Origin of the sequence: Klebsiella sp. GL120222-02, from assembly GCF_003097195.1 — a bacterium.
Lineage (GTDB): Bacteria > Pseudomonadota > Gammaproteobacteria > Enterobacterales > Enterobacteriaceae > Klebsiella > Klebsiella variicola.
The window spans coordinates 387,501-408,510 of sequence record NZ_QEQO01000003.1; the positions used below are offsets into that span (position 1 = coordinate 387,501).

At 57.7% G+C, this 21,010-nt stretch carries 21 protein-coding genes and 1 tRNA gene; 10 read left to right on the top strand and 12 right to left on the bottom strand.

What is annotated here, in order from left to right:
• Positions 1 to 322: 322 nt before the first annotated feature.
• The gene (locus tag N438_RS11820) at positions 323 to 1,252 is read right to left on the bottom strand and encodes a LysR family transcriptional regulator (RefSeq protein WP_008806405.1); all 930 of its coding nucleotides are present in this window, start codon (positions 1,250 to 1,252) and stop codon (positions 323 to 325) included.
• A gap of 129 nt (positions 1,253 to 1,381) precedes the next feature.
• Between N438_RS11820 and N438_RS11825 the strand changes: the two genes are divergently transcribed.
• Positions 1,382 to 2,770 (top strand): MFS transporter, encoded by a 1,389-nt coding sequence (locus N438_RS11825; RefSeq protein ID WP_080923504.1) that lies wholly within the window; start codon positions 1,382 to 1,384, stop codon positions 2,768 to 2,770.
• Positions 2,771 to 2,951: 181 nt separating this feature from the next.
• Here N438_RS11825 and N438_RS11830 read toward each other — a convergent pair.
• A tRNA-Gly gene (locus tag N438_RS11830) sits at positions 2,952 to 3,025 on the bottom strand.
• A gap of 80 nt (positions 3,026 to 3,105) precedes the next feature.
• Entirely contained in the window at positions 3,106 to 3,819 is a 714-nt protein-coding gene (gene actS / locus N438_RS11835; protein ID WP_016161813.1) for an amidase activator ActS, read from the bottom strand.
• A 313-nt stretch (positions 3,820 to 4,132) separates the two neighbouring features.
• On the opposite strand from actS, the gene idi reads away from it, so the two are divergent.
• Positions 4,133 to 4,687, top strand: coding sequence for an isopentenyl-diphosphate Delta-isomerase (gene idi, locus N438_RS11840; RefSeq protein ID WP_016161814.1), 555 nt, complete (start codon positions 4,133 to 4,135; stop codon positions 4,685 to 4,687).
• A 230-nt stretch (positions 4,688 to 4,917) separates the two neighbouring features.
• On the opposite strand, the gene lysS is transcribed toward idi, so the two are convergent.
• The 5 genes from lysS to xerD all read right to left on the bottom strand — a co-directional run bounded on the left by lysS (position 4,918) and on the right by xerD (position 11,000).
• Positions 4,918 to 6,435, bottom strand: a complete 1,518-nt coding sequence (lysS, locus tag N438_RS11845) for a lysine--tRNA ligase (RefSeq protein WP_008806422.1) — start codon at positions 6,433 to 6,435, stop codon at positions 4,918 to 4,920.
• 9 nt (positions 6,436 to 6,444) lie between these two features.
• Positions 6,445 to 7,543 (bottom strand): peptide chain release factor 2 gene (prfB, locus tag N438_RS11850; RefSeq protein WP_012540595.1). Its coding sequence is split into 2 segments (ribosomal slippage): positions 6,445 to 7,467 and positions 7,469 to 7,543, totalling 1,098 coding nucleotides; the frame shifts between segments, so codons are not numbered across the junction.
• Positions 7,544 to 7,628: 85 nt separating this feature from the next.
• Entirely contained in the window at positions 7,629 to 9,362 is a 1,734-nt protein-coding gene (gene recJ / locus N438_RS11855; protein WP_032736401.1) for a single-stranded-DNA-specific exonuclease RecJ, read from the bottom strand.
• Positions 9,363 to 9,367: 5 nt separating this feature from the next.
• Complete coding sequence (dsbC, locus tag N438_RS11860) at positions 9,368 to 10,081, bottom strand: bifunctional protein-disulfide isomerase/oxidoreductase DsbC (protein ID WP_008806425.1); 714 nt, start codon at positions 10,079 to 10,081, stop codon at positions 9,368 to 9,370.
• Between the two features lie 22 nt (positions 10,082 to 10,103).
• A complete protein-coding gene (xerD, locus tag N438_RS11865; RefSeq protein ID WP_008806426.1) occupies positions 10,104 to 11,000 on the bottom strand; it encodes a site-specific tyrosine recombinase XerD in 897 nt (298 codons plus the stop codon).
• Between the two features lie 100 nt (positions 11,001 to 11,100).
• On the opposite strand from xerD, the gene fldB reads away from it, so the two are divergent.
• Positions 11,101 to 11,622 carry a flavodoxin FldB gene (fldB, locus tag N438_RS11870; RefSeq protein WP_008806427.1) on the top strand — a complete coding sequence of 174 codons (522 nt, stop codon included), beginning with the start codon at positions 11,101 to 11,103 and terminating at the stop codon, positions 11,620 to 11,622.
• A 6-nt stretch (positions 11,623 to 11,628) separates the two neighbouring features.
• Here fldB and N438_RS11875 read toward each other — a convergent pair whose 3' ends face one another.
• Entirely contained in the window at positions 11,629 to 12,039 is a 411-nt protein-coding gene (locus tag N438_RS11875) for a protein YgfX (RefSeq protein ID WP_002916310.1), read from the bottom strand.
• The gene (sdhE, locus tag N438_RS11880; RefSeq protein WP_002916312.1) at positions 12,020 to 12,286 is read right to left on the bottom strand and encodes an FAD assembly factor SdhE; all 267 of its coding nucleotides are present in this window, start codon (positions 12,284 to 12,286) and stop codon (positions 12,020 to 12,022) included. The genes N438_RS11875 and sdhE overlap by 20 nt, the downstream gene beginning before the upstream one ends.
• 245 nt (positions 12,287 to 12,531) lie before the next feature.
• Between sdhE and ygfZ the strand changes: the two genes are divergently transcribed.
• A complete protein-coding gene (gene ygfZ, locus N438_RS11885; RefSeq protein ID WP_008806428.1) occupies positions 12,532 to 13,515 on the top strand; it encodes a tRNA-modifying protein YgfZ in 984 nt (327 codons plus the stop codon).
• Positions 13,516 to 13,670: 155 nt separating this feature from the next.
• Here ygfZ and N438_RS11890 read toward each other — a convergent pair whose 3' ends face one another.
• The gene (locus N438_RS11890; RefSeq protein WP_008806429.1) at positions 13,671 to 14,330 is read right to left on the bottom strand and encodes a hemolysin III family protein; all 660 of its coding nucleotides are present in this window, start codon (positions 14,328 to 14,330) and stop codon (positions 13,671 to 13,673) included.
• A 163-nt stretch (positions 14,331 to 14,493) separates the two neighbouring features.
• Positions 14,494 to 14,805 (bottom strand): N(4)-acetylcytidine aminohydrolase, encoded by a 312-nt coding sequence (gene yqfB / locus N438_RS11895; RefSeq protein ID WP_015369789.1) that lies wholly within the window; start codon positions 14,803 to 14,805, stop codon positions 14,494 to 14,496.
• Between the two features lie 50 nt (positions 14,806 to 14,855).
• On the opposite strand from yqfB, the gene N438_RS11900 reads away from it, so the two are divergent.
• From N438_RS11900 to N438_RS11925, 6 genes are all read left to right on the top strand, one after another.
• Entirely contained in the window at positions 14,856 to 15,584 is a 729-nt protein-coding gene (locus N438_RS11900) for a MurR/RpiR family transcriptional regulator (protein WP_012967245.1), read from the top strand.
• A 119-nt stretch (positions 15,585 to 15,703) separates the two neighbouring features.
• Positions 15,704 to 17,137, top strand: a complete 1,434-nt coding sequence (gene bglA, locus N438_RS11905) for a 6-phospho-beta-glucosidase BglA (RefSeq protein WP_063105732.1) — start codon at positions 15,704 to 15,706, stop codon at positions 17,135 to 17,137.
• A 124-nt stretch (positions 17,138 to 17,261) separates the two neighbouring features.
• Positions 17,262 to 17,621: a hypothetical protein gene (locus N438_RS11910; protein ID WP_012967243.1), complete on the top strand. Its 360-nt coding sequence runs from the start codon at positions 17,262 to 17,264 to the stop codon at positions 17,619 to 17,621.
• Positions 17,622 to 17,670: 49 nt separating this feature from the next.
• Positions 17,671 to 19,680: a protein-disulfide reductase DsbD domain-containing protein gene (locus N438_RS11915; protein ID WP_116696308.1), complete on the top strand. Its 2,010-nt coding sequence runs from the start codon at positions 17,671 to 17,673 to the stop codon at positions 19,678 to 19,680.
• Between the two features lies 1 nt (position 19,681).
• Positions 19,682 to 20,293: a DsbA family protein gene (locus tag N438_RS11920; RefSeq protein ID WP_043876069.1), complete on the top strand. Its 612-nt coding sequence runs from the start codon at positions 19,682 to 19,684 to the stop codon at positions 20,291 to 20,293.
• Positions 20,283 to 20,786 carry a protein disulfide oxidoreductase gene (locus tag N438_RS11925; protein ID WP_110244889.1) on the top strand — a complete coding sequence of 168 codons (504 nt, stop codon included), beginning with the start codon at positions 20,283 to 20,285 and terminating at the stop codon, positions 20,784 to 20,786. The genes N438_RS11920 and N438_RS11925 overlap by 11 nt, the downstream gene beginning before the upstream one ends.
• Positions 20,787 to 21,010 lie beyond the last annotated feature (224 nt).

Sequence of the window (21,010 nt, forward strand, 5' to 3'; positions counted from 1 at the left end):
GTTAACTGTTAATTTAAAGGTACCAGGAGGGCTTTCGATTAGGTCTCGCGGAAAGAACATAAACGGTCTATCGAAGTATGGAGACTTCGATAGTGAGTCTGTTCACATCGCTCATTGAGAAAATTTCCGTTCCGTATGCCGTCATGAGTCTCATCCTTTGAAAGCAGCGATCGCTGTGGCGAGACGGTAGCGCGGACATGTCTATTTGGTCAGAGATGGACATCTCAATTTAGCTACTACACCGCTACTTCGCTTTATTTTTTATATTAAATATCAATAATTTGAATTATTCATTTAATATAAATTGATGTTATAGCAATCGCTATACAGGCTCCTTAGTCATGACTGACCTCCCCACACCGCATATCGCAAGAATTTGCTCTCTCAGCCAGCGGTGACCGGGGTCGCGTTCCATTCTTGGGTGCCACATCTGCGATACCGTAATACGACGGCTTTTGAACGGCAGCTCGAAAACATGTACCTGGTCCGTTACCTGCTGATTGAGTAAATAGAGTGCGGGTATCATGGCGATAAGATCCGATTCCAGCGCCACGGACAGGGCTGTCGGAAATCCCGGTACGACGCTCGCAATTTTACGTTTTGTCCCCAGTTCGGCCAGCGCATCGTCGACGGATCCGTGCAACGCGCCATCGGGTGACGCTACCACATGGCCCCAGGCGACATAATCACCCACGCCTATTTCTGCCTGCTTAGCCAGCGGGTGCCCTTTACGCACGACGCCAACAAACCGATCCTCAAACAGTCGTTGCAGCCGTATTTCTGGCCCCATATTACTCTGAACGCCAATCTCCAGATCAACCAGCCCTTCCCGAAGATAGCGCGACGTTTTTTCCGGCTTAGGCGCGAAGCGTATACAGACATCCGGCGCGGCGTCGGCAACCGCTGCTATGAGCGCAGGCCCAAACGCCACCACAAAGCCATCGTTTGCCCTGATGGTAAAAAGACGCGCCAGACTTCTCGCGCAGAACGTTTCCGTTGAGGGCTGCAATACTGCCCTGGCCTCGTGCACTGCACGCCTGGCGCGATCCCGGGTCGCTTCGGCCCACGGGGTCAGTACCATGTTACGCCCGGCGCGCACCAGGATCGGGTCTCCTGTGACATCGCGTAACCTGCTTAATGTCCGGCTCATGGCCGAGGTGCTGAGGTTCAGACGACGTGCCGCACCTGCGACACTCGCTTCACTCAGCAATATGTCGAGTGCTACCAGCAAATTAAAATCGGGATCAGACATTACCCTTCCTCCCAGCACATTAAGATAAGGCGTTTGATGCAACAATAAAGTGAAAGTAGTGCGCCTTCCGCCCAGTAAAAGCCATCTTTATAGTTTTGTCATCCATACACTCTTCTCAGAGGACAAATGATGACGCTCTTTTCCAGCCAACCCGGCGACGAAGGACTGCCTGGCCCGGCGCGCGCACGGGTGATGGCCGCAATAATGACCACCACCTTAATGGGCGTGTTTGATGGCACCATGATCAACATTGCCCTGCCCTCAATGGCTCAGGAGATGCAGGTACCTGCCAGTATTGCCGTCTGGTTCGCCAACGGGTATCTGCTGGCGGCTGCGATGACGCTGGCGATATTCGCGGCGCTTGCGGCCCGTCTGGGTTATCGCCCCGTATTTCTGGCGGGCCTGACGACCTTTACCCTGACATCACTGGGTTGCGCGCTGGCGAATAAGCCCGAAGTGCTTATCGGTATGCGCGTGCTTCAGGGGATCGGCGGCGCGGCGACGCTGAGTATTGCCCCCGCAATACTCAGGTCCGTATTTCCCGGACGATTACTTGGCCGCATTCTGGGATTCCATGCCCTGCTCATTGCCTCCAGCTCCGCTATCGGCCCGGTATTGGGCGGTACGATCCTTCACACCCTGAGCTGGCAATGGCTGTTTGCGATAAACGTTCTTCCCGGCACCCTCGCCTTACTGCTGGCGGTCAGAGCGCTGCCGCGGGATGCGATCCGTATGCAGGCGCCCTTCGACACCGTGGGCGCCATATTGTCGGCGCTGCTGTTGGGTTCGACGATCATGGCGGCGAACAGCCTACAGAACGCTACTTCTCAATTCGGCAGCCTTTGCTGGATGGCTCTCGCTGCGCTGAGCGGCATGGCTTTTATCTGGCAAATCCGCCGCACGGATCATCCCTTACTGCCGCCGACCATGTTTAAAAATGAACGTTTTACCCTCGCGGCCTTCACGTCGATGATTGCTTTTGTTAGCCAGGGGATCACCTTTATTGCGCTGCCCTTCCTGTTTCAGAGCGAATACGGCTACAGTCCGGTAGTGTCTGCCCTGCTGTTTACGCCGTGGCCGTTAGGGATCGTGCTGATTGCGCCGCATGCAGGCCGTTGGGCGGACACGATATCAGCCCCGGCGATATCCACCCTGGGGCTGGTGATTTTTGTCGTCGGTTTGATCCTGCTGGCGACGTTACCCGCCGGCCCTTCAATGTGGGATATCTGCCTGCGAAGTCTGGTGTGCGGAATAGGGTTTGGCTGCTTTCAGAGTCCTAATAACCGGGAAATGCTCTCAAACGTTATTCGTGAGCACGCGAGTTATGCGTCCGGTGTTTTATCCATTATGCGCACTTTCGGGCAGTGCCTGGGAGCCGCCGCCGTAGCCGTTCTGCTGGCAGCAGATGAAAGGTCAATTCATGTTGCGCTGTGGAGCGCTGCCGCGGCCTCTGCGGTATCGGTCGTCGTCAGCGCGAGCCGGTTGCGTAAAATTACTCATCCTGCGGAAACAGGATAAATGCGAAAATATCACTAAACGCGACGACTCCAGCGCCAGCAGCGCAAAACGCTGATCCCGCAACCAAAGTGGAGTCCTCCGTCGGAGTTCAATAGACTAACAGCATGCTATAACCGCTTATTTATCAAGGGAGAAGTGAGTTTAGAAGACGTCAGGAGACTGGAGTTTGGAGTTTGGAGTTTGGAGCGGGCGAAGGGAATCGAACCCTCGTATAGAGCTTGGGAAGCTCTCGTTCTACCATTGAACTACGCCCGCGAAGAGGTGCGAGAAGCATTATAGCCCTTACGCACCCTGTGACAAGCCTGCCAGATGCTGACTGGCGATAAAATAACCTTTTAGCACTTAGGTTTACTGCCCTGCGGCGGCAGATAGCGCAGCGGATCGATGGCCGTGGCCCGATAGCGGATCTGGAAATGCAGGCGCACAGAGTCGGCATCCGTACTGCCCATCGTGGCAATTTGCTGGCCGGCCTTCACGCTCTGGCCATTATTCACCATCAGCTTATCGTTGTGGGCGTAGGCGGTGATGTAATCCTCGCTGTGCTTAATCATGATCAGGTTGCCATAGCCGCGCAGCTGGTTGCCGACATACACCACCTTGCCCGCCCCGGCGGCATACACCGGCTGCCCGCGGGTCCCGGCAATATCAATGCCCTTATTGCCGCCATCGGCGGTGGAATAAGGCAGGACCACTTTGCCACTGGTCGGCCAGCGCCAGCAGCGCTGTCCCACCGGCGGCCAGGAGGATTGAGGTACCGCAGATGAAGGGGTGACCGCCGCAGTGCGCGTAGAGGAAGATTTTTTCTTCGTCGTCTTTGACGCGCCGCTGCCGTTGAGCTTCAGCTTCTGCCCCACCTCAATGGTGTAAGGCGGCGAGATGTTATTCAGACGAGCCAGATCGCGAACGCTGGTGCCGGTGGTGCGCGAGATGCCGTACAGGGTATCGCCACGTTTGACGGTATAGGTGGCACCGGAGTCGGAGGTGCTGGAGCAACCGGCCAGCACCAGGCTTGTCGCCAGCATCAGTGTCATATAAAAGCGTTTCATCATCAGGCATCCTGCACTTAACACAACCACTTACCTCGCAATCAGGGCGAATATCATACCAGCCCGCGGCGCAGGGCGTCATCCCTGAAGGCTAACAGATGCCCCTCTGGCATCACGTTCGGCCAGCGACGAAAAGATTCACGTTCATACCGCACGTCGTGGAGGGCACGCCCCGCAGTCCCAGGCTGCCGCTCGCAGACCAGCCTCCAGGGCTTGTTTTGGTAATGCCTTTCTCCCATTTATGGGCTACCCTAGTGGCCTGAGTACATGACCCGGCGGGTTTGTGCCGGGTCATTTTTTATTTTCAGGAGTCGTCATGGCCGGGGAACACGTCATTTTACTGGATGAGCAGGATCAACCTGCCGGTATGCTGGAGAAGTATGCCGCCCACACGCTTGATACCCCTTTACATCTCGCGTTTTCCTGCTGGTTGTTTAATCAGCAGGGTCAGTTTCTGGTCACCCGTCGTTCGCTGGGCAAAAAAGCCTGGCCCGGGGTGTGGACTAACTCGGTCTGCGGACACCCCCAGCAGGGCGAGACCTTCGAGCAGGCCGTCACGCGCCGCTGCCGCTTCGAGCTCGGCGTGGAGATCGCCGATATCGCGCCGGTTCACCCGGCCTTCCGCTACCGGGCGGTCGCCCCCAACGGCATTGTTGAGAACGAAGTGTGCCCGGTGTATGCCGCACGCGTGGTCAGCCAAGTGCAGCTTAACGACGATGAAGTCATGGATTATCAGTGGGTTGACCTGGAAACGATGTTAAGCGCGCTGGCCGCCACGCCGTGGGCGTTTAGCCCGTGGATGGTACTGGAAGCGGAAAACCAGGACGCCCGCCAGGCGCTGATCGATTTCGTTGCGCGTCTGCGCGGGTAAGCTGACTATTCTCCAGGCCAGGCGCAGCCCTGTGCCTGTCATTAATGCCTGGCGGCGCTACGCTTGCACAGGCCTACGGTTCTGCGCCATTGCGTAGCCCGGATAAGGCATTTACGCCGCTATCCGGGATCCCCCGGCTTGCGCTGCGCCGGGCTACGTCAGGCTTCGGCCCTCATATCAGACATAAAAAAACCCGGCAAGCCGGGTTTTTTGTATTTCGCGAAGGGCGATTATTTCTGCGGACGCATCGCCGGGAACAGGATCACGTCGCGGATGGTGTGGCTGTTAGTGAACAGCATGACCATACGGTCGATACCGATACCCAGACCAGCGGTCGGCGGCAGGCCGTGTTCCAGCGCGGTGACGTAGTCTTCGTCGTAGAACATCGCTTCGTCGTCGCCGGCGGCTTTCGCATCAACCTGATCCTGGAATCGCTGCGCCTGATCTTCAGCGTCGTTCAGCTCGCTAAAGCCGTTACCGATTTCACGGCCGCCGATAAAGAACTCGAAACGGTCGGTGATTTCCGGATTCACGTCGTTACGGCGCGCCAGCGGAGAAACTTCCGCCGGGTATTCGGTGATGAAGGTCGGCTGAATCAGATGCGCTTCCGCCACTTCTTCGAAGATCTCGGTCACGATACGGCCCAGACCCCAGCTCTTCTCAACTTTTATGCCGATGGACTCAGCGATCGCTTTCGCGGAATCGAAGTTATCCAGATCCGCCATCTCGGTTTCCGGACGGTATTTCTTGATCGCTTCGCGCATGGTCAGTTTTTCAAACGGCTTGCCGAAGTCGAACACCTGGTCGCCGTAAGGCACTTCAGTGTTGCCGAGGATGTCCTGCGCCAGGGTGCGGAACAGGGATTCGGTCAGCTCGATCAGATCTTTGTAATCCGCGTATGCCATATAGAGTTCCATCATGGTGAACTCTGGGTTATGACGAACGGAGATCCCTTCGTTACGGAAGTTACGGTTGATCTCGAAGACGCGTTCGAAGCCGCCAACCACCAGACGCTTGAGGTACAGTTCCGGCGCGATACGCAGGTACATGTCCAGATCCAGCGCATTGTGATGGGTGATGAACGGACGCGCGGAAGCGCCGCCCGGGATCACCTGCATCATCGGGGTTTCCACTTCCATAAAGCCGCGGCCAACCATGAACTGACGAATACCCGCCAGGATCTGCGAACGCACTTTGAAAGTGTTGCGAGATTCATCGTTGGAGATCAGATCGAGGTAACGCTGACGATAGCGCGCTTCCTGATCCTGCAGGCCGTGGAATTTGTCCGGCAGCGGACGCAGGGCTTTGGTCAGCAGACGCAGCTCGGTGCAGTGGATGGACAGCTCGCCGGTTTTAGTCTTGAACAGCTTACCGCGGGCGGCGATGATGTCGCCAAGATCCCATTTTTTGAACTGGTCGTTATAAACGCCTTCCGCCAGGTCATCACGCGCGACGTATAGCTGAATGCGGCCGCCAACGTCCTGCAGGGTAACGAAAGACGCTTTACCCATAATACGACGGGTCATCATGCGGCCAGCAACGGCCACTTCAACGTTCAGCGCTTCCAGCTCTTCGTTTTCTTTCGCATCGAAGTCAGCGTGCAGTTGGTCAGAGGTATGGTCACGACGGAAATCGTTCGGGAAAGCGACGCCCTGCTCACGCAGCGCGGCCAGCTTCTCACGGCGGGTTTTCAGTTCATTATTAAGGTCAATTGCCGCGTCAGCGCCCTGTGCTTGTTGTTCAGACATGTTGGTTCCTCATAACCCTGCTTTCAAACTTGCTTCGATAAATTGGTCCAGGCTGCCGTCGAGCACCGCCTGAGTGTTGCGGGTTTCCACCCCGGTACGCAGATCTTTAATACGCGAGTCGTCCAGCACGTAAGAGCGGATCTGGCTGCCCCAGCCGATGTCGGACTTGTTGTCTTCCATCGCCTGCTTCTCGGCATTTTTCTTCTGCATCTCCAGCTCATAAAGCTTCGCTTTCATCTGCTTCATGGCCTGGTCTTTGTTCTTGTGCTGCGAACGGTCGTTCTGGCACTGCGTCACCAACCCGGTCGGGATGTGGGTAATACGCACCGCGGATTCCGTACGGTTAACGTGCTGTCCACCGGCGCCGGATGCGCGATAAACGTCGATACGCAGATCGGCCGGGTTAATTTCGATATCGATATCGTCATCCACTTCCGGATAAACGAACGCCGAGCTAAAGGAGGTATGACGACGGCCACCGGAATCGAACGGGCTCTTACGCACCAGGCGGTGAACGCCGGTTTCCGTACGCAGCCAGCCGTAGGCGTAATCGCCAATGATTTTGATGGTCACGGATTTAATGCCCGCGACTTCACCTTCGGATTCTTCGATGATTTCGGTCTTAAAGCCGCGGGCTTCCGCCCAGCGCAGGTACATGCGCATCAGCATGCTGGCCCAGTCCTGGGCTTCGGTGCCGCCGGAACCGGCCTGAATATCGAGGTAGCAGTCGGCGCTGTCGTATTCGCCGGAGAACATGCGGCGGAACTCAAGCTGTGCCAGCTTCTCTTCCAGCCCGTCCAGCTCAGCAACCGCTTCGTTGAAGGTCTCTTCGTCTTCGGCTTCAACCGCCAGCTCCAGCAGACCAGCCACGTCTTCCAGCCCCTGGGACATCTGATCCAGGGTATCCACAATGGCTTCCAGGGAAGAACGCTCTTTACCCAGCGCCTGGGCGCGTTCAGGTTCGTTCCAGACGTCCGGCTGTTCCAGCTCGGCGTTTACTTCTTCGAGACGCTCTTTCTTGGCATCGTAGTCAAAGATACCCCCTAAGAACGTCGGAGCGCTCCGTGAGGTCCTGAATGCGGTTTTTTACCGGATTTATTTCAAACATGGTCGGTTTCTTTTAATGGATTTGTCAAAATGCGGTGATAAGAGCGGAATTCTACCGGATTCGCGCCCTTATTCATACACTGTTGTCAATTTGGCCAGAGGTGATCGATGATCAGCTGCAGGCTGCGGTTGCCGCGGAACTCGTTGATGTCGAGCTTGTAGGCTAACTGCACTTCGCGCACGCCGTTGTCCGGCCAAATGGAAGTATCAACGTTGAAAGCAATACCGTCCAGCAGCGGGCCGCCGCCAACCGGTTCGACCATCACTTTCAGGTGACGCTCGCCTACCAGCCGCTGCTGCAGCAGGCGAAAACGGCCATCAAACAACGGTTCCGGGAACATCTGCCCCCATGGTCCGGCATCGCGCAGCATCTGCGCCACTTCCATGCTCATCTCCGTCGCCGCCAGCGGGCCGTCGGAGACCACCTCGCCCTGCAATAATGCGGGATCCAGCCACTCGGTCACCAGTTCGCCGAAGCGCTGTTGAAACTCCTCAAAGCGCGCCTCTTCCAGCGATAAACCCGCCGCCATAGCATGGCCGCCGAACTTCAGGATCAGTCCCGGATAGAGCGTATCCAGGCGCTCCAGCGCATCGCGCATGTGCAGCCCCTGAATAGAGCGGCCGGAACCTTTCAGCGTGCCGTCGCCGGTCGGCGCAAAAGCGATAACCGGGCGATGGAAGCGCTCCTTAATGCGTGATGCCAGAATGCCGACCACCCCCTGATGCCACTGCGGATGGTACATCGCCAGCCCGCCAGGCAGGGTGTCGCTGCTGCGTTCCAGTTGCTGACACAGGGTCAACGCTTCGGCCTGCATCCCCTGTTCAATCTCTTTACGCGTCTGGTTGAGCGCATCAAGCTCATTGGCTAACACGCGCGCTTCGCCGATGTTATCGCACAGCAGCAGCGCCACGCCGACGGACATATCATCCAGCCGCCCCGCCGCATTGAGGCGCGGCCCAAGGGCGAAACCGAGGTCGCTGGCCGCCAGTTTTTGCGGGTCACGGTTGGCAATTTCCAGCAGCGCTTTAATGCCTGGCCGACATTTGCCGGCGCGAATGCGGCTTAACCCCTGCCAGGTCAGGATGCGGTTGTTGGCATCCAGCGGCACGACGTCCGCGACGGTGCCCAGCGCCACCAGATCCAGCAGCTCGGCAAGGTTCGGCGCGGCTATGCCGCGGGCGTCGAACCAGCCTTTATCGCGCAGGAAAGTACGCAGCGCCAGCATCAGATAAAACGCCACCCCCACCCCGGCCAGTGATTTCGACGGGAAGTCACAATCGCGCAGGTTAGGGTTAACGATGGCCTCGGCCGCCGGTAGCGTCTCGCCCGGCAGGTGGTGATCGGTCACCAGCACCGGAATGCCCAACGCATGGGCGTGATCGACACCGGCATGTGACGAAATGCCGTTATCAACGGTCATGATCATCTGCGCGCCGCGAGCGTGCGCCTGATCGACCACTTCCGGGCTTAAACCGTAGCCGTCTTCAAAACGGTTGGGCACCAGATAGGAGACGTTACCGTAGCCCAGCGCGCGTAGCGCCAGCACGCTAAGGGCGGTACTGGTGGCGCCGTCGGCATCAAAATCGCCGACCACCACAATATGTAACCCTTTCTCGAAAGCGTCGTGCAGCATCTCAACCGCTTTTTCAACGCCGGTGAGCTGCGTCCACGGCAGCATGCCTTTGACGCTGCGCTCCAGCTCCTGCGCGCTGCGCACGCCGCGGCTGGCATACAGCCGCTGCAGCAGCGGCGGCAGGTCGGCAGGGAGATCGACGCCGTCAACCGCCTCACGGCGGCGTAGTTGTATCTGTTGTTTCACGCGAATCAGTTACCGCTTGTCTGTTTTTTATGCTCGTCGAGGAACGCTTTCAGCTCTTTCGGCCCCTGATAGCCCGGCAACACCATACCGTTGCTGAGAACCATCGCCGGGGTGCCGTTGACGCCCATCTGCACGCCGAGGGTGTAATGTTTGGCGATATCCACATTGCAGCTTGCCGGCTGCACGCCTTTGCCGTTCATGGCGTCATCCAGCGCTTTGTTGCGATCTTTCGCACACCAGATGGCCTTCATGTCCTGCTCGGCCTGGCTCTGCAGCCCCTGGCGCGGGAAGGCCAGATAGCGCACGGTAATGCCCAGTGCGTTGTAGTCGCTCATCTGCTCGTGCAGTTTATGGCAGTAGCCGCAGGTGATGTCGGTAAAGACGGTAATGACGTGCTGCTCCTTCGGCGCTTTATAGACAATCATCTCGTTGCTCAGTGCGTTCAGCTTACCGACCAGCAACTGGTTGGTGACGTTGACCGGCTGCGCGCCGCTCACATCGTACATCGGCCCCTGGATGATGTGTTTGCCATCGTCGGTAACGTACAGGACGCCGCTGTCGGTCAGCACCGTGCTCATCCCGGAAACCGGCGACGGTTGAATATCAGTACTCTGCACACCCAGCTTCGCCAGCGACTGTTTGATCGCCGCGCTATCGGCATGCGCCGCGCCGGAAAGCGAGGCTGCCAGCAGAGTGAACATCAATAAACCTTTTTTCATACTCAGTCCTTTTGTTCAGCACTCACGCCCGCGGGTGGTGCTGTTGATGAAGTTGTCGCAGACGCTCGGTCGCCACGTGGGTGTAGATCTGCGTGGTGGAGAGATCGCTGTGTCCTAACAGCATCTGCACCACGCGCAGGTCGGCGCCGTGATTGAGCAAATGCGTGGCGAAGGCATGGCGTAATACGTGCGGGGAGAGTTTCGCGCTGTCGATCCCCGCCAGGACGGCATAGTGTTTAATGCGGTGCCAGAAGGTCTGACGCGTCATCTGCTGTGCGCGCTGGCTGGGAAATAAGACATCCGACGCCACGCCATTCAGTAGCCACGGGCGACCATATTCGAGGTAATTTTCTACCCACATTACCGCCTCTTCGCCCAGCGGCACCAGACGTTCTTTGTTGCCTTTACCAATGACCCGCAACACGCCCTGACGCAGGCTGATATCGCTCATCGTCAGGCCAACCAGTTCCGAGACGCGCAGGCCGGTGGCATACAGCACTTCCAGCATCGCCTTATCGCGTAACTCCAGCGGCTGCTCCACCAGCGGCGCCTGCAGCAGACGTTCAACCTGCGCCTCGCTGAGATCCTTCGGCAACCGCTGCGGTAGCTTCGGCGAAGCCAGCAGCGCGCTGGGATCGTCCGGGCGAATTTTTTCCCGGTACAGATGCTGGAAGAACCGGCGCACGGCGCTGAGCAGACGTGCGGTGCTCGTTGCTTTGTAGCCGCCGGTTTGCCGCTCAGCCAGCAGCGCCTGCAGATCGTCGCTGCCGACGCTGGCCAGCGACAGGCCGCGATGGTGCAGCCACTCGACTAACATCGTCAGATCGCGACGGTAAGCGCTGAGCGTATTCTCCGCCAGATTCCGCTCCAGCCAAAGGGCATCGAGAAACTGTTCGATTTGTGCCAGATCCTGTTTCACATCGGCCTCTTTGTTCGTTATAGGGTCTCATTATGCCTTAAGAGGCCGCCTTTCTGGTACACTAGGCGCAATTCACGGCAAGAATTGAGACGTTTACGCGATGAATATAGGTCTTTTTTACGGCTCCAGTACCTGCTATACCGAAATGGCTGCGGAGAAAATCCGCGATATCATCGGCCCTGAGCTGGTGACGCTGCACAATCTGAAAGACGATTCCCCCGCGCTGATGAGCCAGTACGACGTACTGATCCTCGGCATCCCGACCTGGGATTTCGGCGAAATTCAGGAAGACTGGGAGGCGGTCTGGGAGCAACTGGATACCCTGGACCTGGAAGGCAAAATCGTCGCACTGTACGGCATGGGCGATCAGCTGGGCTATGGCGAATGGTTCCTTGACGCACTGGGCATGCTGCACGACAAGCTGGCGACCAAAGGCGTGAAGTTTGTCGGCTACTGGCCAACCGAAGGCTATGAGTTCACCAGTCCAAAACCGGTTATCGCCGATGGCCAACTGTTCGTTGGCCTGGCGCTGGATGAAACCAATCAGTACGACCTGAGCGACGAGCGCATCCAGAGCTGGTGCGAGCAGATCCTCGGCGAAATGGCCGAACACTTCTCCTGACGCCGCTTACTCCTGCGCCGGTTTTTGCAGCACCAGCCGGCGCAGATCGCGCCATTCTCCGGCATCCATGCTATCCGCCGCCAGCCACAGATGCTGCCCGCGCCGGGTATCGACATGGCGTAAACGCAGCAGCATACCGCTATTGATGACCCACGGCGTCCCGAGGATCTCCCATTCGGCGTTTTGCCAGCGAAGACGGGAATCGGTGAGCAGTTTTATCTCTCCGCGACGGGCATGGATCCGCCGCTGGCTGCGTACGCAGTCAAACACTACCAGCGACAACAGCAGCAGCCAGATCGGGGTGTAGCTTAGCGGCCAGGGAACCAACAGCACCAGCGCCGCCACAACGCCGTGGAGCAGCAGGGAAAACCACTGCGCGCGCCAGGAGATACGGAGATCAGATTGCCACAGGACCACGTTCCCGATTCCGTGTCTGAATTAAGGTTACCATCCGCTGCAGCTCCGCATCGGCCGGTTTGCCGTGGTTCATCAGCCAGTTGAACAGATCCGGATCGTCATTTTCCAGCAGGCGAATGAACAGCTGTTTGTCAGCGTCGCTGAGGGTATCGTACTCATACTCAAAGAACGGCATGATGGAGATGTCGAGTTCGCGCATCCCGCGGCGGCATGCCCAGTGGATACGTGCTTTATTGTTAATGTCCATGTTGACCTTCCAGCAGCAAAATATAGGTTAGTTTAACCCGTTTTCTGCCGTAACTTTACAGGAATATCGCTGAATGCGAGCATCCTTCCATAAAAACCATAAAATAATGATGGGCTTATTGATTCCCTGCGTCAGGCGGCTGTCTCACGCCAGCGCACAAATGGCCTGTTGAAAGCACTTGCAATGCACTATAGCTCTTTTACCATTGGTCACACACACTGCGTTAAGCGATTCAGGATATGACTATGGCTTTTACACCTTTTCCTCCGCGTCAGCCTTCCTCTTCCGCTCGTCTGCCGTTAACGCTGATGACCCTGGATGACTGGGCGCTGGCGACGATTAGCGGGCCGGATAGCGAAAAATATCTGCAGGGGCAGATTACCGCCGATGTGAGCAATCTCACCGATGCTCAGCATCTGCTTGCCGCCCACTGTGACGCCAAAGGCAAGATGTGGAGCAATCTGCGCGTATTCCGCCGCGACGGCGGCTTCGCATGGATCGAGCGCCGCAGCCTGCGCGACGTACAGCTGACCGAACTGAAAAAATATGCCGTCTTCTCTAAAGTCACCATCGCCGCCAACGACGATCTGGTTCTGTTGGGGGTGGCCGGCTTCCAGGCGCGCGCCGCGCTGGCGCCGCTGTTCGCTGCCCTGCCCGACGCGGCCGCCCCGGTGGTCAGCGAAGGCGCCACCAGCCTGCTGTGGTTTGAACATCCAGGTGAACGCTTCCTGCTGGTGACTGATGTCGACACCGCCAATCGCGTTACCGATGCGCTGCGCGGCGAAGCGCAGCTCAATAACAGCCAGCAGTGGCTGGCGCTGAATATTGAAGCCGGTCTGCCGGTTATCGACAGCGCCAACAGCGGGCAGTTCATTCCGCAGGCGACCAACCTGCAGGCGCTGGGCGGTATCAGCTTCAGGAAAGGCTGCTACACCGGTCAGGAGATGGTGGCGCGGGCGAAATTCCGCGGCGCCAATAAGCGCGCGCTGTGGACGCTGTCAGGGACCGCCAGCCGGGTGCCGGAAGCGGGGGAAGATCTGGAGCTGAAAATGGGCGACAACTGGCGCCGCACCGGGACGGTGCTTGCGGCGGTTCAGCTGGATGATGGCCAGTTGCTGGTGCAGGTGGTGATGAATAACGATATGGAGCCGGACAGCATCTTCCGCGTGCGCGACGATGCCGGAAGCCTGCGCATCGAACCGCTGCCCTATTCGCTGGAAGACGTGTAATAAAGCGTTATGACTCCCGGCTTGCGGCGCTCGCGCCTTAGCCGGGCTACTTGACTGCAAATACCGTAGCCACGGTAAGCGTAGCGCCACCGTGGGATTTCCAGGCCGCAGATAACCGTAGCCACGGTAAGCGCAGCGCCACCGTGGAATGTTTATCAGGACTGGCCGACGTACAGATAGATCGCCAGGAAGTGACACACGCTGCCGCCGAGCACGAAGCCGTGCCAGATAGCGTGGTTATAGGGAATACGTTTGCAGACGTAGAAGATGACCCCCAGCGAGTACACCACCCCGCCGACCGCCAGCAGCGTTACGCCGCCCACCGCCAGCTTCACTGCCAGCTGATAGACCACGATAAGCGACAGCCAGCCCATGGTCAGATAAGTCACCAGCGACAGAATTTTAAAGCGGTGCGCGATGGTCAGCTTAAACAGGATCCCCAGCAGGGCCAGGCTCCAGATGACGATCATCAGCCCCTTTGCCAGCGGTGAATTCAACCCCACCAGCAAAAACGGCGTGTAGGTCCCGGCAATCAGCAGGTAGATAGCGCAGTGGTCGAACTTTTTCAGCCACTGTTTCGCCCGCTGATGCGGGATCGCGTGATAGAGCGTAGAGGCGAGGAACAGCATAATCATGCTGCCGCCGTACAGGCTGTAGCTGGTGATCGCCGTCGCGCTGGCGTTGGTGTCTACCGCCTGCACCAGCAGCAACACGAGGCCGACAATACCGAACACCAGCCCGATCCCGTGGCTGATGCTGTTGGCAACTTCCTCTGCCAGAGAATATCCCTGAGTGATTAATGGTTTGCGCACCATATTTGACTCCGTGAAAACAAGAACGCTTTCATTGCCCACTTAGGGTAACTGAGAATGATTCCAGTGAACACCTGTTAGCTAAAATAAAACGATGTATATTTGTAAATACATTAAAATCATAATGTTACAATGTTATTTCAACTAACAGTTGTGCTGGTTTTATTTAAAGGCGTTTGAATTCAATAACATAAAACCGATCTTCCGCAGGATAGATTTCACTGATGACCTGCCGCAGTTGTTCGAGGGTCATATTCTCCTGTTGAGCATGCTGTTCAGTTAGCGTGTCGAGGGTCACCGTTGAGGTCGCGGTAACGGCGATAGTGCAGAAGTAGCCGTCATCTTCATAGCGTCCGACGCGCAGCACATCACCGGGCTTAAAGTGCGACTCCGCTGCATCGCGAATGGTGATCGTTTTGCGCCCGGCGAGGATGTCGTCCTGAAAACGCTGAAAAAAGGTAATGTCATTGGCCTGCATGATATAATTCCGTCCTGGTCATTATGAATTGTGAGTTCGCCACTGTGAGTATGTTCTCCCACGCCGCTGTCGCCAGTCTCAATAATCTTGAGATGATGGTCTATCACTATGTCATTAAGAATCGTGACAAAGTGATGTACATGACCATCCGCGAACTGGCCGAGGCCGCCGGGGTCTCCACCACCACCGTGTTGCGCTTCTGCCGCAAACTGCAGTGCGAGGGCTACTCTGAATTTCGCGTACGCTTTAAATTATATCTTGAGCAGAATGAGCCTCAACAGGCAAATATCGGCGCCAGCGAAATTATGAGCTTTTTTAAAAGCGTCAATAATGACGAGTTCGATGAATTACTCGAGCAGGCCGTGGATATTATTCTCGCTTCGGAACGTATTATTTTCGTCGGCGCCGGCACCTCCGGCGCGCTGGCGAAATATGGCGCACGCTTCTTTTCCAACGTCGGTAAATTCAGCAACCATATTGACGACCCCTATTTTCCGGTAACCAATGATATGGCCCGTAACGCGCTGGCGATCGTGCTTTCCGTCTCCGGCGAAACCGAAGAGATCCTGCGCTTCGCCAGCCAGTTCAGCCTGCACCGCTGCAAGGTGATGTCGATTACCAGCCACGAGCATTCGCGACTGGCGAAACTGGCTGATTTCAATCTCTCCTGGCACGTGCCGCAGACGCGCATCGGCGGCGTCTACGATATTACAACGCAAATTCCGGTGATCTATATCCTTGAATCGCTGGGACGTAAATTAGCGCGCAAAATCAGCTAAAAATAACAGCCTGTTTTTTCGATGTAACATATTACCTTTAGCGGAATTTGTTATATCGTGACATTCAATTTCGCTTTGCTAGACTCAATCGCAATAGTTATTCAGAGAGATTAGCAAAGATGAAAAAATTGACTCTTCCAAAAGACTTTTTGTGGGGCGGCGCGGTCGCCGCGCATCAGGTTGAAGGCGGCTGGAATAAAGGCGGCAAAGGCCCGAGCATCTGCGACGTGCTGACTGGCGGGGCGCACGGCGTGCCGCGCGAAATCACCCACCAGGTCGAAGCGGGTAAATATTACCCTAATCATGAAGCGGTTGATTTTTACGGCCACTACAAAGAAGACATCAAACTGTTCGCCGAGATGGGTTTCAAATGCTTCCGCACCTCTATTGCCTGGACCCGCATCTTCCCGCAGGGCGACGAAACCCAGCCAAATGAAGAAGGGCTGAAATTCTACGATGACATGTTTGATGAACTGCTGAAGTACAACATCGAGCCGGTGATCACCCTTTCCCACTTTGAAATGCCGCTGCATCTGGTACAGCAGTACGGCGGTTGGACCAACCGCAAAGTGGTCGATTTCTTTGTGCGCTTCGCCGAGGTGGTCTTCGAGCGCTATAAGCACAAAGTGAAATACTGGATGACCTTCAACGAGATCAATAACCAGCGCAACTGGCGCGCGCCGCTGTTCGGCTACTGCTGTTCCGGCGTGGTCTATACCGAGCATGAAAATCCGGAAGAGACCATGTACCAGGTGCTGCATCACCAGTTTGTCGCCAGCGCGCTGGCGGTGAAAGCGGCCCGTCGTATCAACCCGGATATGCAGGTCGGCTGCATGCTGGCGATGGTCGCCCTCTACCCTTATTCCTGCAAACCGGAAGATGTCATGTTCGCCCAGGAGTCGATGCGCGAACGCTACGTCTTTACCGATGTCCAGTTGCGCGGTTACTACCCGAGCTATGTGTTGAATGAATGGGAACGCCGCGGCTTCAACATCAAAATGGAAGACGGCGACGCGCAGATCCTGCGCGAAGGCACCTGCGCCTACCTCGGCTTCAGCTACTACATGACCAACGCGGTGAAAGCCGAAGGCGGCACCGGCGATGCCATTTCCGGTTTCGAAGGCAGCGTGCCGAACCCGCACGTCAAAGCCTCCGACTGGGGCTGGCAGATTGACCCGGTTGGCCTGCGCTACGCCCTGTGCGAACTGTATGAGCGCTACCAGAAGCCGCTGTTTATCGTGGAAAACGGCTTCGGCGCCTACGACAAAGTCGAAGCTGACGGCAGCATCAACGATGACTACCGCATCGATTATCTGCGCGCCCACGTCGAAGAGATGATCAAAGCGGTGACTTATGACGGCGTCGATCTGATGGGCTATACCCCATGGGGCTGCATCGACTGCGTCTCCTTCACTACCGGGCAGTACAGCAAACGCTACGGCTTCATCTACGTCAATAAACACGATGACGGCACCGGCGACATGTCCCGCTCGCGCAAGAAGAGCTTTAACTGGTACAAAGCGGTTATCGCCAGCAACGGTGAGAATCTGTAACTGACCGCCCTCTCCCGGCCGGGAGGGGGCAAATCACTTATCCGCCAGACACTTCTTTACAGCTTTACCATTGCCAAAACGCGTTCGCCCGATAAGATAGGCCGCGTGAATATTTGAGGCGATCATGATTAAGCGACAACGCAAAGCCATTCTTTTTGTCCTCCTGGCCTGTCTGGTGGTGCTGACCTGCACCGCCCAGCGGATGGCCGGGATGCACGCGCTGGTCATGAACCTCACCGCCGACAGCCCGTCGCTACAGCAAAACCCGGATAAGGCCGAGGCGCCGGTCACGCCGTGCGAGCTCAGCGCCAAGTCGCTGATGGCCGTTCCGCCGATGCTGTTTGAAGGGGCGCTGTTGGCTATCACTCTGCTGCTGGCGGTGCTGGCGGCGATCCCGCCGCGTATCGAACGCCAGTGGCCTCCCCGCGTTATCTCCCCACCCCGATTGCGGGTGCATCTGCGATTATGCGTCTTCCGTGAGTGATTAATTCTCCTGACAGCTCAGGTTAATTTATTACTTACGGAGAAAATTTATGTTTATGGTATTCAGGCGACTGCTGGTCTGCCTGCTTTGGCTATGGCTGCCCGTCAGCCAGGCCGCCGATAGCGGCTGGCTGCGCGTCGCCGACAATCAACACGCCAGCGTGCGCCTGCGGGCGCAAAGCGGAAGCAATGGCGACACCCGCCTGCTTTTAGACGTAGCGCTGGGAAAGGGCTGGAAAACCTACTGGCGTTCGCCGGGCGAAGGCGGCATCGCGCCAGCTATCGCCTGGCACACGCCGCTGGAGGTTAACTGGCGCTGGCCGACGCCGCAGCGCTTCGACGTCGCGGGTATTTCCACTCAGGGGTATCACGGCGACGTCAGCTTCCCGATGACCCTGCGCGGGAAAATACCGCCGACGCTTAGCGGCGTCCTGACGCTCTCTACCTGCAGCAATGTCTGCATTCTCACTGACTACCCCTTTTCGCTGGATATGACGGCTCCGGCGGGGGAGCAATTTAATTACGATTTCACCCGCGCGATGGGCACGCTGCCCCTGCGCGACGGTCTCACCTCGGCGCTTAGCGCCAGCTACGTCAGCGGAAAGCTGACGGTAACCGCCCGCCGCGATGCCGGCTGGCAGCAGCCAGCGCTGTTTATCGACAGCATGGAGGATGTCGATTTCGGCACGCCGAGTTTTACCAGCCGCGGCGATACGTTAACCGCCACCGTACCGGTCACCGATAGCTGGGGCGAAGCGGCGCCGGACCTGAGCGGCAAAACGCTGTCGCTGGTGCTGGCCGATAGCGGCCAGGCGCAGGAAAGCCAGATCGCCATCAGTGCCGGCAGTACCGCGCCGGGGCTGGCGTTAGGCTGGGTGCTGCTGATGGCGCTGGCCGGCGGGCTTATTCTCAACGTCATGCCTTGCGTGCTGCCGGTGCTGGCGATGAAACTCGGCTCATTGGTGCAAACCGAACGTCGTGAACGCGGCGCGGTGCGGCGGCAGTTCCTCGCCTCGGTATGCGGGATCGTCGTCTCCTTCCTGGCGCTGGCGCTGATGATGACCGCGCTACGCTTAGGTAATCAGGCGCTCGGCTGGGGGATCCAGTTCCAGAACCCGTGGTTTATCGGCGCGATGGCACTGGTGATGGTGCTGTTCAGCGCCAGTTTATTGGGACTATTCGAAATCCGTCTCTCCTCCAGCGCCAGTACCTTCCTCGCCACCCGCGGCGGTAACGGCTTGATGGGCCATTTTTGGCAGGGCGCCTTCGCCACCCTGCTGGCGACGCCCTGTACCGCGCCGTTCCTCGGTACCGCCGTGTCGGTGGCGCTGGTGGCGCCGTTGCCGCTGCTGTGGGGGATTTTCTTCGCCATGGGGATCGGCATGAGCCTGCCGTGGCTGCTTATTGTCGCCTGGCCGGGGCTGGCGCAACGACTTCCACGTCCAGGCCGCTGGATGAATCATCTGCGCGTGGTGTTGGGGCTAATGATGCTTGGTTCAGCACTATGGCTGGTTAGCCTGCTGACGATCCACATCGGCCGCACGCCGGTGCTTACCCTGCTGGTGATTCTGGCCATCGGCCTGCTATTGGCCACCGCCTGGCGCTACCGCTGGCGTACGGCGCTGCGCGCGGGCGCTCTGGCCATCGTTGTGGCGGGCGCCGTCGCCTTTGTCGTCCAACAGGACGGCCAGGGCCCGCGCCGCGACCGGGTTAACTGGCAGCCGCTCAGCGAGCAGGCTATCGCTAACGGCCTTGCGGAGCATAAACGGGTATTTATTGATGTCACCGCCGACTGGTGCGTGACCTGTAAAGCCAATAAATACAACGTGCTGCTGCGCGACGACATCCAGCAGGCGCTATCAGCGCCAGACGTGGTCGCCTTACGCGGCGACTGGAGCCGACCCTCCGCCGACATTAGTCAGTTTTTAACCGCACGCGGCAACGCCGCGGTGCCGTTTAACCAGATTTACGGACCGGGATTGCCGCAGGGAGAGATCCTGCCTGCGCTGTTAGACCGCGAACAACTTCTCGCCACCCTGTCCGCCGCTAAAGGAAAATAACATGAGAGCTATCACCGCCTTATTACTGCTGTGCGTATCGGCCTTCAGCTTCGCCGCGCCGGCGGAAAAACCGCAATCGAACGGTAATGACCAGTTAGCCCAGCTGCTGTTTAACGATCCGAATAGCCCGCGCACCGGCGCGAAAGAGCCAAAACTCACAATCGTCTCGTTTACCGATTACAACTGTCCTTACTGCAAACAGTTTGATCCGCTGCTGGAAAAAATCGTCCACGATAATCCGGATATTCAGCTCATCGTTAAGCTGCTGCCGTTTAAAGGGCAGAGTTCGGTGAATGCCGCTAAAGCCGCGCTCTCCACCTGGCGTCAGCAGCCCGATAAATTCTGGGCGCTGCATCAGCGGCTGATGGCAAAAAAAGGCTATCACGATGACGCCAGTATCGCCGCCGCACAGAAGAAAACCGCCACCGATGGCGTCAGTATTGATGACAAGACCATGGATTCGCTGAAGATGAACCTGATTTTGTCACAGGTGCTGAATATTCAGGGCACCCCGGCGACCATCATCGGCGATCAGATGGTGGCCGGCGCGATCCCTGCTGAAGACCTGGAGGGGCTGGTGAAAGAACAGCTGGCGAAAGCCCGTGGCCAGTAAAATCAGGCGCTGGCTGCGCGAGCTGGCGGTGTGGCTGCTGATTGGCGCGGCGGTGAGCCTGGCGGTGGATTATTTTCGCCAGCCCGCGCTGCCGCAAAACGTCAGCGCCACATCGCTGCAGACACTCGACGGCAGGACGCTGGATCTGAACGCCATGAGCCAGCAAAAGCCGCTGCTGCTGTACGTCTGGGCGACCTGGTGCGGAGTCTGTCGCTATACCACGCCGTCGGTGGCATCACTTGCCGCCGACGGCGGCAATGTGCTGACGGTAGCCCTGCGTTCCGGCGATAACGCCGCGCTGGAGAAGTGGCTGACCAGGAAGAAAATGACGCTGCCGACGGTGAATGACCCGAGCGGCCAACTGGCGCGGCAGTGGGATATCCAGGTAACGCCAACGCTGGTGGTCATTTCTCAAGGCGAGGTGAAGTCGGTTACCACCGGCTGGACCAGCCGTTGGGGAATGCGCCTGAGGCTGTGGCTGGCCTCCTGGTAGACCGTCGGTTTCCCCGGCTCGCGCTGCGCTTAGCCGGGCTACGGGTAGGCATCGTTGGGTAGCCCGGATAAGGCGTAGCCGCATGCGGGAAGGTTACCCGGCTCGCGCTGCGCTCAGCCGGGCTACGGGTACGCATCGTTGAGTAGCCCGGATAAGGCGTAGTCGCCATCCGGGAAGGTTACTCTGTAGGCCCGGCAAGCGCAGCGCCGCCGGGCAATAGACAT

Bases quoted from the DNA above. Each gene is read 5' to 3' on its own strand.
- fldB (WP_008806427.1), top strand. From the start codon at position 11,101: ATGAATATAGGTCTTTTTTACGGCTCCAGTACCTGCTATACCGAAATG.
- N438_RS11920 (WP_043876069.1), top strand. From the start codon at position 19,682: ATGAGAGCTATCACCGCCTTATTACTGCTGTGCGTATCGGCCTTCAGC.
- bglA (WP_063105732.1), top strand. From the start codon at position 15,704: ATGAAAAAATTGACTCTTCCAAAAGACTTTTTGTGGGGCGGCGCGGTC.
- sdhE (WP_002916312.1), bottom strand. From the start codon at position 12,286: ATGGACATTAACAATAAAGCACGTATCCACTGGGCATGCCGCCGCGGG.
- N438_RS11820 (WP_008806405.1), bottom strand. From the start codon at position 1,252: ATGTCTGATCCCGATTTTAATTTGCTGGTAGCACTCGACATATTGCTG.
- N438_RS11900 (WP_012967245.1), top strand. From the start codon at position 14,856: ATGTTCTCCCACGCCGCTGTCGCCAGTCTCAATAATCTTGAGATGATG.
- actS (WP_016161813.1), bottom strand. From the start codon at position 3,819: ATGATGAAACGCTTTTATATGACACTGATGCTGGCGACAAGCCTGGTG.
- N438_RS11825 (WP_080923504.1), top strand. From the start codon at position 1,382: ATGACGCTCTTTTCCAGCCAACCCGGCGACGAAGGACTGCCTGGCCCG.
- yqfB (WP_015369789.1), bottom strand. From the start codon at position 14,805: ATGCAGGCCAATGACATTACCTTTTTTCAGCGTTTTCAGGACGACATC.
- idi (WP_016161814.1), top strand. From the start codon at position 4,133: ATGGCCGGGGAACACGTCATTTTACTGGATGAGCAGGATCAACCTGCC.
- ygfZ (WP_008806428.1), top strand. From the start codon at position 12,532: ATGGCTTTTACACCTTTTCCTCCGCGTCAGCCTTCCTCTTCCGCTCGT.
- N438_RS11890 (WP_008806429.1), bottom strand. From the start codon at position 14,330: ATGGTGCGCAAACCATTAATCACTCAGGGATATTCTCTGGCAGAGGAA.
- dsbC (WP_008806425.1), bottom strand. From the start codon at position 10,081: ATGAAAAAAGGTTTATTGATGTTCACTCTGCTGGCAGCCTCGCTTTCC.
- N438_RS11910 (WP_012967243.1), top strand. From the start codon at position 17,262: ATGATTAAGCGACAACGCAAAGCCATTCTTTTTGTCCTCCTGGCCTGT.
- N438_RS11915 (WP_116696308.1), top strand. From the start codon at position 17,671: ATGTTTATGGTATTCAGGCGACTGCTGGTCTGCCTGCTTTGGCTATGG.
- lysS (WP_008806422.1), bottom strand. From the start codon at position 6,435: ATGTCTGAACAACAAGCACAGGGCGCTGACGCGGCAATTGACCTTAAT.